We start from the raw sequence: 15,056 nt of genomic DNA on the forward strand, positions 1-15,056 counted from the left end.
CCGGTTTGTCCTTAACGAAGTAAAGTCACGAGATAGTCATTCGTAACGAACTTGTCAGCCCGTCGCATCTCCATAACTCTATCGAGTATGAGGCAGATGTATAAGTCCGCCGATTCGCTGCCGAATGATTTCAGCCGTTGGAGATGCCCGTGGGTATGATGAAGACCGAAGCCAGCCTCGATGAAAAGGCGATCGTCGCCGCCGCCGAGAAGGCGCTCTCCGATATCGCCGCCATCCGCGGACAAGTCTCGAAGGTGATCTTCGGTCAGGAAAGCGTCGTCGAGAACACCATTCTCGCCGTGCTGTCCGGCGGCCATGCCCTTCTCGTCGGTGTCCCCGGCCTTGCCAAGACCAGGCTGGTGACGACACTCGGCGAAGTGCTCGGCCTTGCTGCCAACCGCATCCAGTTCACGCCGGATCTGATGCCCTCGGATATCCTCGGATCCGAGGTGATGGACCAGGACGACAGTGGACGCCGCTCTTTCCGCTTCGTCAAGGGCCCTGTTTTCGCCCAACTGCTGATGGCCGACGAAATCAACCGCGCCTCGCCGCGCACCCAGTCGGCCCTTCTGCAATCCATGCAGGAATATCACATCACCATCGCCGGGCAGCGCTACGACCTGCCGGCCCCCTTCCACGTGCTCGCCACCCAGAACCCGCTCGAGCAAGAAGGCACCTATCCCCTGCCCGAAGCCCAGCTCGACCGTTTCCTGCTGCAGGTCGACGTCAACTATCCCGAGCTCGCCGCCGAGCGCCAGATCCTGCTCGAGACGACGGGCTTGGGCGAAACCCGGCCGGAAGTCGTCATCGACGCACAGCGACTGATCGAAATCCAGACCCTGGTACGCCAGATGCCGGTGAGCGACACGGTCGTCGATACCATCCTGGCGCTGGTGCGCTCCGCCCGCCCCGGACAGGGCAATGCCTCGACCGACAAGAACGTCGCCTGGGGCCCGGGCCCTCGCGCCGGCCAGGCGATGATGCTCTGCGCGCGCGCGCGCGCGCTTTACGAAGGCCGCCTCGCGCCGTCGCTCGACGATATCTTCGCGCTTGCCGAACCCATTCTCCAGCACCGCATGGCGTTGACGTTCGCCGCCCGCGCCGAAGGCATGTCGGTGCGCGACGTCATCGCCGGACTGGTCAAGCAGGCAAAGGGATAAGGAAGCCGGACGCGTGGCATCTATCGGACAGATCGTCAACCCGACGCCAGGCAGCGATGCCCTTTCCCGCGCCAGGCAGCGGGCCGCCCTGGTGCCGGACTGCCTGGTGGAGGCCAAGCGCATCGCCAACACGGTGATCGCCGGCTGGCATGGCCGCCGCAAACGCGGCATCGGCGAAAATTTCTGGCAGTTCCGTCCCTATGCCGAGGGCGAAAGCCTGTCGCGCATCGATTGGCGTCGCTCCGCCCGCGACGACCATACCTACGTGCGCGAACGCGAATGGGAGGCGGCTCACACGATCTGGCTCTGGTGCGACATGTCGCCCTCGATGATGTACAAGTCGAGCTATGGCAGCGTCTCCAAGGAAAGCCGCGCGCTGGTCGTCATGCTGGCGCTGGCCGAAATCCTCGCCCGCTCCGGCGAGCGCATCGGCTGCCCCGGCATCATGGAACCCATCTCCGCGCGCAACGCCGCCGAGCGCCTTGCAGCCGCGCTCATGCACACGCCGCTGACCGGCGGCCTGCCGGAAACGGCGATGATCCGCGGCTGGAGCGACCTCGTCCTCATCGGCGATTTCCTCGACGACGCCCCGGCGATCATGGAGCGCCTCGGCCCGCTTGCCCGCCGCGGCCTGCGCGGCCACGTGGTCGAGATAGCAGATCCCGCCGAGGAGATCTTCCCCTATAGCGGCCGCACCGAATTCACCGATCCGGAGAGCGGCGCCAAGCTCATCTCCGGCCGCGCCGAACACATCCGCGAGGCCTATCGCAACGCCTATCTCGCCCGCAGGGACGGCCTCGGCCAATCGCTGCGCCATCTCGGCTGGACCTTTGCGACGCACCGCACCGATCATCTTGCCTCTGAGGCATTGGTCGCGGTGCATATGTATCTGTCCGGCATGCCGGCCAAGGCGACGCATGGAGGGCAGCTATGAACGCCCTCCCCTTCGCTTTCGCCTATCCCGCCATTCTCGGCGCGCTCGTCGCTCTGCCCGTCATCTGGTGGCTGCTCAGGCTGACGCCGCCGCGGCCGAAGACCGAGGTGTTCCCGCCGCTGAAGATCCTGGCATCGGTGCTGAAGCGCGAGGAGACGCCGGCGCAAAGCCCGTGGTGGCTGACGCTGCTGCGCATGCTGCTCGCCGCCGCCATCATCCTTGCGATCGCCGATCCGGTTTTCAATCCACGCACCAGTTCGCTCGCATCCGGCGGCCCGCTCGTCCTCTTCGTCGACAACAGCTGGGCGACGGCGCCCGACTGGGAACGCCGCATCCAGACTGCCGACGCGTTGATAGACGATGCCGAATCCGCCGGTACGCCGGTATCGATCGCCTTCACCGCCGATCCCACAAACAACGCCGTACCCGGCACCGCAGCGAGTGCTCGCGACAAGCTGCGCGCCGCCGAGCCACGGCCGCTTGTGCCGGACCGCGAACGCGCCTTCCAGGCGCTGCGCGCCGCGCTGAACGGCATCAAGCCCGGCACCCTCGCCTTCCTGAGCGACGGCGCCGCCGCCAAGTCAGACGATGCCACAGTACGCAGGCTTGCCGAACTCCAGCCCGCCGATCTCCGGCTGATCGAGGGCGATGCCGCACGGACGGTCGCGATCACCGCGGCCAACAATGCGGCCGATGCCATGACCGTCAAGGTTACACGTCTCAACGCTTCGCATGCCGCATCCGTGGCGCTGAACGCCGTCGATAGCCAGGGCCGCTCGATCGCCAACGGCAGGGTGGATTTCCGTCCCGGCCAGAGCGTTGCGACGAGTTCGATCACCGCACCTTTCGAGATGCGCAACGATTTCGCCCGCGTCAGCGTCGATAACGGCGCAACGGCGGGCGCGGTCCATCTTCTCGACGACGCATTCAAGCGCCGCCGCGTCGTCTTGCTGTCGGGTGCAGGCGGAGATGAGTTCCAGCCGCTGCTCTCGCCGCTCTATTATATCCAGCGGGCACTGCAGCCCTATGCTGATCTGATCCAACCCAGCGATTCCGATCTTTCGGTCGCCATACCGAAACTTCTCGCCAGCAATCCCTCCATCATCATCATGGCCGATATCGGCCGGTTGCCGGAGGAGACCTACGAACCTCTGACCCGCTGGATATCGAACGGCGGCATGCTGCTGCGTTTCGCCGGTCCGCGCATGGCGGCAGCCCCCGCGGACGACCCGCTGATCCCGGTCATCCTGCGCCAGGGAGAACGGGCGCTGGGCGGCACCTTGTCCTGGAGCGAGCCGCAGTCGCTTGCCGAATTTCCGAGTTTCGGGCCTTTCGCCGGCATAACGCGCCCCGCCGATGTCGTCATCAAGCGGCAGGTGCTTGCCGAACCGACGCCCGATCTTGCCGAACGCACCTGGGCGAGCCTGGCTGACGGCACGCCGCTGGTGACGATGAAACAGCTCGCAGCCGGCCAGATCGTCCTGTTTCATGTCACTGCGGAAGCGACCTGGTCCGATCTGCCGATCTCCGGCACTTTCGTCGACATGCTGCGCCACCTGCTGCAGATATCGCGCTCGGGCGGCGTCACCTCTGAGGCGCGCGGCAATGCGCGTGTCTCGGAGACCCTGCCGCCGTTCCGCATGCTGACGGCCAAGGGCACGCTCGTCTCCGAGACGGGCGCGGCGCGCCCCCTCATCCCACAGGCAGGAACCGAACCGACGGCGAATTTCGACAACCCGCCCGGGCTCTACGGTTCGGAGGATGGTTTCACTTCGCTGAACGTATTGCCCGAGAATGCCGAACTGACGCCGCTCGACACGGCCGGCACCAACGCTGTGCGCGAAGGCCTGATCGGCGGCGAAAGCTGGTCGGCAAAACCCGCGCTCTTTCTCGCAGCCTTTCTGCTGCTGCTCGCCGATAGCCTGATCGTCCTCTTCATGAACGGTGCGTTCTCCCGCTCGCGCCCGGCTGTCCGCACAGCGGCGATGATCGCTATTGCGCTCAGCGCCGGCTTTCTCATGCAACCCGGCACGCTTCATGCCAACGACTCCCGGCCCGGCGACGACCTCATCCTGCAAAGGCTCGACAACACGCACCTCGCCTATGTCGTCACCGGTGAGCAGGACGTCGACAATATATCCGAACGCGGGCTCGAGGGCCTGACCCAGTTCCTGACCTTTCGCACGACGCTGGAGCCGGCGCCGCCCGTGGGCATCGACCTCACCAAGGACGAGCTTGCCTTCTATCCGATCATCTACTGGCCGGTTTCGGCGACGGCGCCGATGCCGTCTTCGGCGGCGATCAGCCGCATCGACGCCTATATGCGCAATGGCGGCACCGTGCTTTTCGATACGCGCGATCAGATCAGCGCATTGGACAATGGCGGCAATGTCAGCGCCAACGGCCAGAGGCTGCAGCAAATCCTCGGCAATCTCGACATTCCGCCGCTTGAGCCGGTACCGTCGGATCACGTGTTGACGAAATCCTTCTATCTCCTGTCGAGCTTTCCCGGTCGTTACGCCGGCAGCCCCCTGTGGATCGAGGCCCGGCAGGGCGGCCGCGAAGCGACCGAAAAATCGGCAGCGACGGCCGACGGCGTTTCGCCGATCCTGATCACCGGCAACGATTTCGCCGGTGCCTGGGCAATCGACGACAACGGCATACCGATGCTGCCGACCGTGCCGTCCGATGAAACACAGCGGGAATATGCCTATCGTTCCGGCGTCAACATCATGATGTATATGCTGACCGGCAACTACAAAACCGACCAGGTTCATGTTCCCGACCTGCTCGAACGGTTAGGGCAATGAGATGACGTTCGATTTTTCGCCCTTCCTGCCTTGGCCGGTTCTGGCCGCACTGGCTGCCGTCAGCGCCATCATCGCCGGCCTGGCGGTCTGGCGCGGCATTCGCGGCGCCTGGATCCGGACGCTGGCGGCACTCGCCATGCTGGCCGCCCTTGCCAATCCCGTCCTGCTGCAGGAGGACCGGGATCAGCTGTCGACCATCGTCCCCGTTCTCGTTGACCGAAGCCAGAGCCAACAGACACCCGACCGCGTCAAGACGACAGACGATGCGCTTGCTGCCCTGAAAGGACAGCTCGCCCGCTTCCCCCAGATCGAACCTCGCTTCGTCGATGTCGAAGGCGACGTCAATTCCGACGTGCCGTCGACCCGGCTGTTCGACGCGCTGTCTGCCAACATCGCCGATGTCCCGCCCGCCCGTATCGGCGGCGCCATCATGCTGACTGATGGCGAAGTCCATGATGTCCCCGCCGCCAACCAGGCGCTCGGTTTCGACGCGCCGATCCACGGCCTCATCACCGGCAAGGCCAATGAATTCGATCGCCGCATCGAAGTCATCAAGGGGCCGCGCTTCGGTATCGTCAACGAGGAGCAGCAAGTCGTTCTGCGCGTCTTCGACGACGGCCCGAGCCCCGGCGGCACGGCCAATGTCACGGTGAAACTGAACGGTGACGAGATCGCTACCCTGCAGGCGACGCCCGGCCAGGATACGCCCTTCTCCTTCAAGGTGCCGGCCGGCGGCAGCAACGTGCTCGAATTCTCGGTCGCGGCCCTTCCCGGCGAGGTCACCACCGCCAACAACCGCGCCGTCCACGTCATCGACGGCATCCGCCAGAATCTCCGCGTCCTGCTCGTTTCCGGCGAGCCGCATGCCGGCGAGCGTGCCTGGCGCAACCTGCTGAAATCCGATGCCTCCGTCGATCTCGTCCACTTCACCATCCTGCGTCCGCCGGAAAAGCAGGATGGCACGCCGATCAACGAGTTGTCGCTGATCGCGTTCCCGACGCGTGAACTCTTCGTCGACAAGATCAAGGATTTCGACCTGATCATCTTCGACCGCTATCAGCACCGCGGCGTACTGCCACTGCTCTATTACGATTACATCGCGCAATATGTCGACAACGGCGGCGCGCTGCTGATCGCTGCTGGTCCCGAGCATGCCGGCCCCGATTCCATCGCGCTGACGCCGCTTTCGTCGGTCCTGCCGGCAACGCCCACCGGAGAGATGATCGAAAAAGCCTTCTATCCCCGCCTCTCCGAGGAAGGCCGCAAACATCCCGTCACCCGCGGCCTGGATGGTTCGGGCGAGGATCCGCCGCATTGGGGCCGCTGGTTCCGCAGCGTCGATGTCGACCGGCCGCAGGGCGAGACGATTATGCTCGGGGCCGACAACCATCCGCTGCTGGTGCTGAACCGCGCTGGCCAGGGCCGCGTCGCCATGCTGCTTTCCGATCAGGGCTGGCTGTGGGCGCGCGGCTTCGAAGGCGGCGGTCCGAACGTATCGCTCTATCGCCGTATCGCCCATTGGCTGATGAAGGAGCCGGCGCTAGAGGAAGAAGCGCTGACGGCGCGCGCCTCCGGCCGGACCCTTGAAGTCACGCGCCAGACGATCGGCGACAATCCCGGCAACGCCACCGTGCGTTATCCCTCCGGCAAGACCGAAACTCTGGCGCTCACCCAGTCCGAACCCGGGCTCTACAAGGCCGAGAAACGGATGGACGAAATCGGCCTCTTCGAAATCCGCAACGGCAAGCTCTCGACACTTGTGCATATCGGCGCCGTCGACGCACCTGAGTTCAAGGCGATGATCTCGACGACCGATGTGCTGAAGCCGATCGCCGACAGAAGCAAGGGTCTCGTCACCCGCGTTGCCAACGAAAATGGCAGGATCAACGTTCCGCCGATCCTGCCGGTGCGCGGTCAGGTGCGCGTCGCCGACAATGATCGCATGATGATCCGCATGACCAGCGAGACGGTGTTGAAGGGCATCAACACGCTGCCGCTCTTTGCCGGCTTCGCCGGCGTCGGCATCCTGCTGCTGGCCTTTGGCGCCATGTGGTGGCGTGAAGGGCGATAACCCATGCCGGCATTCGAGCTGACCGCCTCACCCTCGCCGGAGGAACTCGCTGTTATCACCGATGCGCTCTCGGCCTTCAACAATAGTGATGTTGGCCCCGCGGATCGCCGGCCGCTTGCCGTCCTCATCCGCGACACGGACGGCAAGGTGACCGGCGGTCTGTCCGGCTTTACCGCCTGGGGCTGGCTGTTTACCCAGATGCTCTATATTCCCGATACGCTGCGCGGCACCGGTCTCGCCGGCAAGATCCTCGCGAAAGCGGAAGACGAGGCGAAAGCCCGGGGCTGCCGCGGCGCCTGGATCGACACGTTCAGCCCGCAGGCCTTGCGAGCCTATCTGCGTCAGGGTTATGAGGTCTTCGGGGAGCTTGAGGATTTCCCGGAGGGCCGCACACGCAGCTTCCTCCGGAAAAAACTCTAATCATCCGTGCCAGGCGATAATGCCCTTCAGCCGCTCGTGCACGCCTTCGGCGATCGGAACGACGAGTACGCGGCCGGGGTCGACGGGTCCCGGAAAGGACAACGCGTTATAGGCGACCTTCTCGAAGCCGAGCGGGCCGTAATAGGGCGGATCGCCGACCAGGATGACCGCTTCCGAGCCCTTGCGTCTGGCCGCCTCCACCGCGATCCGTACCAACTCACGGCCGATACCCTGGTTCTTGTGCGAGGGCCGGACGGCAAGCGGGCCGAGCAAATGCCCCTTCGCCGTGCCGGCCAGCACCGGCGTCATCCGCACGGAAGCAATCGTCTCGCCATTGTCGGTGCAGATGAAGGAGAGCGACAGATCATGCGGCCCCTGCTCGCGGATGCGCGCGGCAGCGCGCGCGAAGCGACCGGGACCGAAGGCTTCTTCGTTGATGTGTTCGATGGCGGCGTCATGAGACGCGTCTTCGGTGAGGTAGACGAGATCGTGCTTGTACATGATGACAGAAACCGGATGGACAGATTGATGGGTCTCGAACACGCCTTGGGCGTTCGGGAGCATCAGCGTCGTCGCGGGTTTCTGAAAATGAACATCAGGCAGGGGTCTCTCAAATCATGACAAGGCCGATAGCAGGAAAAATTTCCGCCGTCCAACGCAAAATGCACACCACGGCACTCGAAACTATGCAGTGCCTGAACGGCGTGACGCACTGTTCAACCTTTACCACCTGCAAAGCGCCGCTATCTCAGCTAAGTCAGGTCCCGACACGCAATCAAGGGAAGTGAAGATCATGGGAATGCTGGTGGACGGCGTCTGGCATGACGTCTGGTACGACACGAAGGAGAGCCAGGGCCAATTCAAGCGACAGCCGTCGCAGTTTCGCAACTGGGTGACCTCGGATGGTGAGGCCGCCCCTTCCGGCAGCAGCGGCTTCAAGGCCGAGGCCGGGCGTTACCATCTTTATGTTTCGCTTGCCTGTCCCTGGGCGCACCGCACGCTGATCTTCCGCAAGCTGAAAAAGCTGGAGGAGCTGATTTCGGTCTCTGTCGTCGATCCGCTGATGCTCGAGAACGGCTGGGAATTCAAAGTCGGCGACGGCGCCACGGGCGACCCGCTTTTCGGCGCGGCCGCGCTCTGGCAGATCTACGCCAAGGCCGATCCGCATTATTCCGGCCGCGTGACCGTTCCCGTCCTCTGGGACAAGAAATCAGGCACGATCGTCAACAACGAATCCGCCGAGATCATCCGCATGTTCAACAGCGCCTTCGACGGCCTGACCGACTCGAAGATCGATTTCTATCCGGAAGATCTGAGAGCCGAAATCGACGCGCTGAATGCCACCGTCTACGACACAGTCAACAACGGCGTCTACAAGGCGGGCTTTGCCACCACCCAGGACGCCTATGAGGAAAATGTCGGCAAGCTGTTCGAAACCCTCGATATGCTCGACGAACGCTTGGGCAAGGGCCGCTACCTCTTCGGCAACCGCCAGACCGAGGCCGACTGGCGCCTGTTCACCACGCTGGTGCGTTTCGACGCCGTCTATGTCGGCCATTTCAAGTGCAACATCCGCCGCCTCGCCGACTACCGCAACCTGCCCGGCTATTTGAGGGATCTCTACCAGACGGCGGGCATTGCCGAGACGGTGAACCTGACGCACATCAAGCAGCATTATTACCGCAGCCACAAGACGATCAATCCGACCGGCATCGTCCCCGTCGGCCCGGCGCTCGATCTTGACAGCCCACACGGCCGCGCTACAGCGCCGCGCGTCTTTTCAGACGCGCAAAGGACGCCATAGAACTTTAAATCACGGCTTGAATTTGCCTCTCACCACCGGTGGTCAGGTTCCTGCTCGCCGCGCAACTCGGCCAGGCGGCGATGCGTCGCCTCGGTCGTGCCGGCGGGCAGGCTGTCGAGCGAGAAGAAGCCGCTGTCGGAGATTTCCCAATCCGGCGGGCGCGGCGCCGTCTGCTCGACGCTGGCCCGGTAGAATACGACATGGTCGCGCCGTGTGGTCGTGGTGTTGAAATAGACCTGGACCAGTTGCGGTTTGCCGATAATCCTGAGGTTGCCCTCCTCGCGCAGTTCCTTGGCGAGCGCTTCCTCGACCGTCTCGTTGCGTTCCAGCCCGCCGCCCGGCATATGCCAGCCGCCGACATAGCTGTGACGCACCAGGAAAATCCGCCCTTCGGCGTCGAAGCAGGCAGCCCTGACACCCATCGTCATGCCGCGGGCGAAGGAGAAATAGACATGCAGGAGGCGCAAGGCCAGCCTGATGTGAGGGGGCCGCTTTTCTTTATCCACCATCGTACCGTTTCAGCCCTTCATCGCGCCGGATGTGTTTGATTTGTCAATAAGCTGGTCTATGTCTCGTAGGATGTTCAAACTCGCGCATATTTCCGACGTCCACCTCGGGCCGCTGCCCCGTCTTTCCATCCAGGAGCTGTTTTCAAAACGCATAACGGGCTTTGTGAACTGGCATCGAAATCGACGCAAGCACCTTTTCGGCAGCACGCTGGATCTGCTGCTCGACGACATCCGCGCCCATCAGGCCGATCATCTGGCCGTGACCGGCGACCTTGTCAATCTGGCGAGCGGCATTGAGATCCGCGCCGCCGCCGCCTGGCTGCGTGAACTCGGCGACCCCGCCGACACTTCCGTCGTTCCCGGCAATCACGACGCCTATGTGCCCGGCGCCTACGAGAAGTCGATGCGCGCCTGGTATGATTATGTCCGCGGCGATCTCGCCCCGCCGCAATGGCAGGAGGATCGCCATATCTTCCCCTATCTGCGCATCCGCGGCAAAGTCGCGATCGTCGGCTGCTCGACGGCGGTCGCGACACCTCCCTTTGCCGCCTCCGGCTTTTTCGGCGCCCGCCAGGCCCGCGATACCGTCAACATGCTGCGCGCGGCCGGCGAGGCCGGTCTCTTCCGCGTCGTCATGATCCATCATCCGCCGATCCGCGGCGCCACCACCTTCTACAAGCGCATGATCGGCATTCGCCGCTTCGCCGCGGTGATTTCGACCGGCGGCGCCGAGCTGGTGTTGCACGGGCATACGCACCTCAACACGCTGCACTGGCTGCGCGGCCAGGTCCAGCCGGTGCCCGTCGTCGGCATTGCCTCGGCCTCGCAGGGACCGGGCAGCATCAAGCCGCCCGGCGCCTACAACCTCTTCTCCATCGATGGAGCTCCCGGCGCCTGGGAGCTCAGCGGTGAGCGCTTCAGCCTCAACCGGTCCGGCGATGCCGTGATGCCGGAAAGCGTCGATATTTTCGCGCGTTAGCGCAGGATCCGGACTCTGTTCATCCAGAACTTGAATCGATCTGAGAAGACATCGGACCATCGTCGCAACATTTGCCGCAGAGACCGCTTACCCCCTTGGTATTTTTAATCGTAAGCGTACAATCCGGCCAACCGCATCGCCTCAGAACGGAGCCCGCCGATGACTTCCTCTTTCCGTCACCTGTCCAGACTTTCGCTCGCTGCCGGCTTCGCCTTCGGCATCGCCACGGCCGCTTTTGCGGTCGGCGGCAGCAATGATGACACCAATCCGCCGCCGAAGACCGAGACGACCAAGACCTGCACCGGCGGCAAGGTCTGGGACAAGGCCAAGAAGGAATGCGTCAACCCGAAGAAGAGCAGCTTCAACGATGACGATCTCTATAAGTTCGCCCGGGAGTTTGCCTATGCCGGCCAGTATGAGAACGCCATCACCGTGCTCAATCTCGCTCGCAACCAGAACGACCCGCGCATCCTGAACTATCTCGGCTACGCCAACCGCAAGGCCGGCCGCATGGAGCTCGGCATGTCCTATTACCGCAAGGCGCTACAGGCGGACGAAAACTACATCCTCGCCCGCTCCTACATGGGCATGGCGCTGGTGGAACAGGGAGATATCCAGGGGGCTCGTGTCCAGCTCGTCGAAATCCGCGATCGCGGCGGCGAAGGCACATGGGCCTATCGCGCTCTGCTGCAGAGCTTGAACGGCTACAAGACATATTGACGCAAGTTTTGTGGACCACAATACGAAAACCCCTTGAGAAAAGGGGATGAAGACCGCCGAATGCTTGCGCAGTGCAGGAGACTTGTTTCATAAAGCACATGCATCGTCGGCGTCGATAAGGCCGGCTTCGCGCCCGACGGCGAACCCTTCGTCCGCGAAACCATCGTGAATGCTTCTTGGATAGACAATGCGTCAACCCGCAACGACCATCGACCTCCGGCGTGATCTCGTCGGCCTTCTGCCCCGCCTTCGCCGCTTCGCGATCACGCTCGCGGGTGAGGCTGCCGTCGCCGACGAACTCGTTCAGGCCGTCTGTCAGCGCGCCATCGCCAAGGGCCATCAATGGAGCGGTGAAGGCCGGCTGGAAAGCTGGATCTATACGCTTGCCCGCCAGCAGTGGACGGACGACAGCCGCAAGCGCAAGCCGAAGGCTTCCGTCCGCGGCAACGTCACCGATATCAGAGAAGCCGCGCGCGAGCGCTCGGCTGCGGTCGATCCCGACGCCATCCATCGCATGATCGCCGACATGCCGGACGGCCTGTCCAGCATGTTCCTGCTCGTCGACGTCGAAGGCCACAGCTACCAGCAAGCGGCCGACATCATGGGCACGCCGGTGGCAAATGTCGTCTCGCAGCTTGCCACCGCCAGGCTGCATTTTGCCGGGCTCGCCGACACCCACCCGATTCACAGGTACTGAATTTGCCCGATCTTAGGAAATTGCCGCTCGAAGCCCAGCTCACCGCCCTTCTCGACGGCGAAGTCTCGCCCGAACAGCGCCACGAGTTGGAGCAGCGCCTGGCAGTCGACGAGAACGCCCGCCGCCTGCATGAGAGGCTGCGCCACGGCGCCGATTTCGGCCGCCGCCGCCTCGACGATATCCTGAAGGAGCCGGTGCCGCTCGCCCTCGTCCGCTCGATCAAGAGCACGCAGCCGCCGAAGACGCCGATCGCCCAGCGCGCCACGCGCCCGCAGGTGAAACTGGCGCCGACCGGCCCGCAGGCGTTGGCCGCCGCTCTCATCCTCTTCGCCGTCGGTTGCGGTATCGGCTATTTTGTCGGCACCAGCCCTGATGCCGACGACATCGCCGCCACGACCTCGACCGCCGCGCCCGCCAATACCAGCGACTGGCTGGGCGACGTCACCGCCTATCAGCGGCTGCTGATCCGTCAGCCCCGTCATCTCGTCGAAGTACCCGCCTCGCAGGCCGAGGAAATCTCCAGCTGGCTGACCACCGCGATCGGCGTGCCTTTCCGCGTGCCCGATCTCAGCGCCGAATCCTGGACCTTCCAGGGCGCCCGCGTCATTCTCGGCGACAGCCGCCCTGTCGGCCAGCTCGTCTATTCCAACGCCGACGGCGACGTCATCTCCATCTGCTTCCGCAAGGACGCGCTGCCGCCGGAGACCGACGATTTCAAGGAAACGATCAAGGACGAGATCGGTCTTGTCACCTGGCACAATGCCGGCACGTCCTACGTGCTTGCCGGCCCCTCCGCCGAAGCCGCCCTCGGCCAGCTCGCCATGAAGATCGCTACGGCGATTTGATGACCGCCAGCGGAGCTGAGGCGGCACCATGGCAAAATCGACTATCAGCGCCAGCCGCCCCCTCATCCGACCCTGCGGGCCACCTTCTCCCCGCTGGGGAGAAGAGGGAGCGAGTGGTGGCCTACCGTCCGTCGGCGCCCTTTTGCGGATGAGAGGAAGCGAGACGTTGCGGCATATCTCTTCTCCCCAGCGGGGAGAAGGTGCCGGCAGGCGGATGAGGGGGCCGCACGGCACGTCTTTCATTGCTTTCGCGTGCGCTCAGCGCAGACGCAACGAAGTCAACCTAATCGTCAGGCCGCACCGTACCGAGACGATCGCGGCCTGATTCAATCCGATCAGGCCTTGCCGGCCTTCAGCTCGAGCACGCGGTTGGCCGCAGAGACGATTGCTTCCAGCGATGCCGCGACGATGTTGGTGTTGATGCCGGCGCCGAAGAGCTTGCCGCCGGGATAGGAGGTCTCGACATAGGAGATCGCCGCCGCGTTCGAGCCGTGCTGCAGCGAATGCTCGGAATAGTCCTCGACCGACATCTCGATGCCGAGATAGTGCGACAGCGCATTGATGAAGCCGTCGATCGGGCCGTTGCCGTGTCCTTCGATGCGCTTGATCTCGCCATTATCGGTGATCTCGGCCGCGACGATCCGCTGGCCCTTGCGCTCCGTGTCGGGATAGGTGTGGTGATCGACAAATTTGAGGCGCGCATCGGGCTGGGTCACGTAGCGCTCGATGAAACGATCATAGATGCGCTTGGAGGGAAGTTCCTTGCCCTCGACATCGGTGATGCGCTGAATGTCCTCGCGGAACTCGACCTGCAGGTTACGCGGCAGGTTGAGCCCGTAATCCTGCTGCAGGATATAGGCGATGCCGCCCTTGCCGGACTGCGAGTTGATGCGGATGATCGCCTCGTAGGAACGGCCGACGTCACGCGGATCGATCGGCAGATAGGGCACTTCCCAGACCGGATGGTTGGCGACCTGTGCGGCCTTCATGCCCTTGTTGATCGCATCCTGATGCGAGCCGGAGAAGGCCGTATAGACCAGCTCGCCGACATAGGGGTGGCGCTCTGCAATCGCCATCTGGTTCGAATATTCGAACACTTCCTTGATGCGCTCGATATTGGAGCAGTCGATCCCGGGATCGACCCCTTGCGTGAACATGTTCAGCGCCATCGTCACCACGTCGACATTGCCGGTGCGCTCGCCATTGCCGAACAGCGTACCTTCGACGCGGTCGGCGCCCGCCAGCAAGGCCAGTTCGGCGGCAGCGATCCCCGTGCCGCGATCGTTATGCGGATGCAAGGAAATGATCAGGTTTTCGCGATTGTCGAGATTGCGGCACATCCACTCGATCTGGTCGGCATAGACGTTCGGCGTCGCCATCTCGACGGTGGACGGCAGGTTGATGATCAGCTTGTTGTCAGGCGTCGGCTTGACGACCTCGATAACGCCGTTGCAGATTTCCAGCGCCACTTCGAGTTCCGTGCCGGTAAAGCTCTCCGGCGAATATTCGAAACGGTAGCCGCCCCCGGCCCTGGCCGCCATATCGGTGATCATCTTGGCGGCATCGACGGCGATCTGCTTGATCCCTTGCACATCCTTGGCAAAGACGACGCGGCGCTGCAGCTCGCTGGTCGAGTTGTAGAAATGCACAATCGGCCGGTTGGCCCCTTCCAAAGCTTCGAAGGTGCGGGTGATCAGTTCGGGGCGGCACTGCACCAGCACCTGCAGGGAGACGTCGGCCGGAACATTGCCCTCCTCCACGCACCAGCGGGCGAAATCGAAATCCGTCTGCGAAGCCGAGGGAAAGCCGATCTCGATTTCCTTGAAGCCCATTTCGAGCAGCAGCTGGAACATGCGGGCCTTGCGGTCGTGGCCCATCGGATCGACCAGTGCCTGGTTGCCGTCGCGCAGGTCCACCGAGCACCAGACCGGCGCCTTGGTGATGGTCTTCGTCGGCCAGGTGCGGTCGGGAATGTTCACCTGCGGATAGGGCCGGTATTTCAGCGCGGCATCGGGCATACCTTTTGCGGAGGATCGGCTGCTAGTGTTGTCCATTGTCTTGTCTCCTCGTCCCGGCATTTGTCCCGCCTCTTAGCCGATCACGTCGG

The 15,056-nt window shown here is 63.5% G+C and carries 13 protein-coding genes; 10 read left to right on the forward strand and 3 right to left on the reverse strand.

Annotated features, from left to right (window positions below; genetic code table 11):
- The first annotated feature begins 149 nt into the window (after nt 1-149).
- From RHEC894_RS15640 to RHEC894_RS15660, 5 genes are read left to right on the forward strand one after another with little or no spacing between them, the layout of a single operon-like run.
- The gene (locus tag RHEC894_RS15640; protein ID WP_085737949.1) at nt 150-1,160 is read left to right on the forward strand and encodes a MoxR family ATPase; all 1,011 of its coding nucleotides are present in this window, start codon (nt 150-152) and stop codon (nt 1,158-1,160) included.
- A gap of 13 nt (nt 1,161-1,173) precedes the next feature.
- On the forward strand, nt 1,174-2,094 hold the full coding sequence (locus RHEC894_RS15645) for a DUF58 domain-containing protein (protein ID WP_085737950.1): 921 nt from the start codon (nt 1,174-1,176) through the stop codon (nt 2,092-2,094).
- Complete coding sequence (locus RHEC894_RS15650; protein ID WP_085737951.1) at nt 2,091-4,904, forward strand: DUF4159 domain-containing protein; 2,814 nt, start codon at nt 2,091-2,093, stop codon at nt 4,902-4,904. The genes RHEC894_RS15645 and RHEC894_RS15650 overlap by 4 nt, the downstream gene beginning before the upstream one ends.
- Nucleotide 4,905: 1 nt before the next feature.
- Nucleotides 4,906-6,975, forward strand: a complete 2,070-nt coding sequence (locus RHEC894_RS15655; RefSeq protein WP_085737952.1) for a hypothetical protein — start codon at nt 4,906-4,908, stop codon at nt 6,973-6,975.
- Nucleotides 6,976-6,978: 3 nt separating this feature from the next.
- Nucleotides 6,979-7,395 (forward strand): GNAT family N-acetyltransferase, encoded by a 417-nt coding sequence (locus RHEC894_RS15660; RefSeq protein ID WP_085737953.1) that lies wholly within the window; start codon nt 6,979-6,981, stop codon nt 7,393-7,395.
- Here the strand turns inward: RHEC894_RS15660 and RHEC894_RS15665 are convergent, their stop codons facing one another.
- Nucleotides 7,396-7,959: an N-acetyltransferase gene (locus RHEC894_RS15665; protein ID WP_085737954.1), complete on the reverse strand. Its 564-nt coding sequence runs from the start codon at nt 7,957-7,959 to the stop codon at nt 7,396-7,398. It lies immediately after the preceding gene.
- A gap of 229 nt (nt 7,960-8,188) precedes the next feature.
- Between RHEC894_RS15665 and RHEC894_RS15670 the strand changes: the two genes are divergently transcribed.
- Nucleotides 8,189-9,199 (forward strand): glutathione S-transferase family protein, encoded by a 1,011-nt coding sequence (locus RHEC894_RS15670; protein WP_085737955.1) that lies wholly within the window; start codon nt 8,189-8,191, stop codon nt 9,197-9,199.
- A gap of 29 nt (nt 9,200-9,228) precedes the next feature.
- Here RHEC894_RS15670 and RHEC894_RS15675 read toward each other — a convergent pair whose 3' ends face one another.
- On the reverse strand, nt 9,229-9,708 hold the full coding sequence (locus RHEC894_RS15675) for an NUDIX domain-containing protein (RefSeq protein ID WP_085737956.1): 480 nt from the start codon (nt 9,706-9,708) through the stop codon (nt 9,229-9,231).
- Between the two features lie 70 nt (nt 9,709-9,778).
- Here RHEC894_RS15675 and RHEC894_RS15680 point away from each other — a divergent pair, with 70 nt between their 5' ends.
- The 4 genes from RHEC894_RS15680 (at nt 9,779) to RHEC894_RS15695 (ending at nt 12,949) form a co-directional block, all read left to right on the forward strand.
- Nucleotides 9,779-10,687 carry a metallophosphoesterase gene (locus tag RHEC894_RS15680; RefSeq protein WP_085737957.1) on the forward strand — a complete coding sequence of 303 codons (909 nt, stop codon included), beginning with the start codon at nt 9,779-9,781 and terminating at the stop codon, nt 10,685-10,687.
- A 159-nt stretch (nt 10,688-10,846) separates the two neighbouring features.
- Entirely contained in the window at nt 10,847-11,407 is a 561-nt protein-coding gene (locus RHEC894_RS15685) for a hypothetical protein (protein WP_010069547.1), read from the forward strand.
- 187 nt (nt 11,408-11,594) lie between these two features.
- Nucleotides 11,595-12,104, forward strand: a complete 510-nt coding sequence (locus RHEC894_RS15690) for an RNA polymerase sigma factor (RefSeq protein WP_010069548.1) — start codon at nt 11,595-11,597, stop codon at nt 12,102-12,104.
- A gap of 2 nt (nt 12,105-12,106) precedes the next feature.
- Nucleotides 12,107-12,949 (forward strand): anti-sigma factor, encoded by an 843-nt coding sequence (locus tag RHEC894_RS15695; protein WP_085737958.1) that lies wholly within the window; start codon nt 12,107-12,109, stop codon nt 12,947-12,949.
- A 335-nt stretch (nt 12,950-13,284) separates the two neighbouring features.
- On the opposite strand, the gene leuA is transcribed toward RHEC894_RS15695, so the two are convergent.
- Nucleotides 13,285-15,003 carry a 2-isopropylmalate synthase gene (leuA, locus tag RHEC894_RS15700; RefSeq protein ID WP_089152715.1) on the reverse strand — a complete coding sequence of 573 codons (1,719 nt, stop codon included), beginning with the start codon at nt 15,001-15,003 and terminating at the stop codon, nt 13,285-13,287.
- Nucleotides 15,004-15,056: the final 53 nt, after the last annotated feature.

Origin of the sequence: Rhizobium sp. CIAT894 (genome assembly GCF_000172795.2) — a bacterium.
In the GTDB taxonomy this organism is placed as follows: domain Bacteria; phylum Pseudomonadota; class Alphaproteobacteria; order Rhizobiales; family Rhizobiaceae; genus Rhizobium.